Raw genomic sequence first — 822 nt, 5'->3', positions numbered from 1 at the left:
AAGACCGCGTTGCTCGAAGATTGTAGCTTTCTAAGCATTTTTTGAATAGGTTCCAGTTGTTTCGGAGTTTAAAAAACAATCAATTTTTCTTTAGGTTCTAATGAACTTAAAAATTCTCAAGCATCCTAACTAAGCTTATATCACTGCTGTGACTGACTGCCGTAAACTATCCATTTACCTAAATATTTCCCTTCACATGGCAACAATGCCACTACAGAATCACCTTCAGGCCGCCTGGTATGCGCACCCCTCTCATAATAGTACAATCTTGCTCGCTATGTTCCGTCGTTACCAATGCCAGTCCCAGAAACAGCCTCGAGTCACGCTTAGGGCTTAGGTAACTCCTAGATCGATCAGACTATATACTGGTGACTCATAATAATTCCGTGCTTCGGAGAGCACGCTAAGCCGTCGCTCCCGGTTGCTGTCTGATTACTTAAATACGAACGTCGCCACAAATCTCTAACGAATCTCTAACAGTCGCTGGGTGTTGATAAACTAATCCGGTAGATGGAGCCATGCCACGCGTTATTGGCATCAAGCTACACTTGCAAAATTTGCGGGCATTGGACGAGCTGCGGTAGCCTAGATGGAAGAGGCGTCACCTCTAGTGATGGCGAAAGTAGCAGGTTCAAATCTTGCCCGCGCTAGGAAATTTTGCAAGTTTTCTAAAATTATGATCGATCGTATGTTATGCATCCATATCAAATGGTAAAGGATTTAAGGACTGGACATGAAGTTGGCAATATAAATTCCGTTTTTGATGGCAATATAGATTGTTTCATAGTTAGTGTATTGGAGTTAAAATGAGATTTATTAAAA

The 822-nt window shown here is 41.8% G+C and carries 1 pseudogene; it reads left to right on the top strand.

The features are described from left to right. Positions 1–681 precede the first annotated feature (681 nt). Positions 682–810: pseudogene (gene prfB / locus ACJ5GX_RS04255) on the top strand (peptide chain release factor 2); the annotation flags it as partial. Between the last annotated feature and the right edge of the window lie 12 nt (positions 811–822).

The organism is Wolbachia endosymbiont of Tuta absoluta, assembly GCF_059414725.1.
This window is presented reverse-complemented; position numbering and strand designations above follow the sequence as displayed.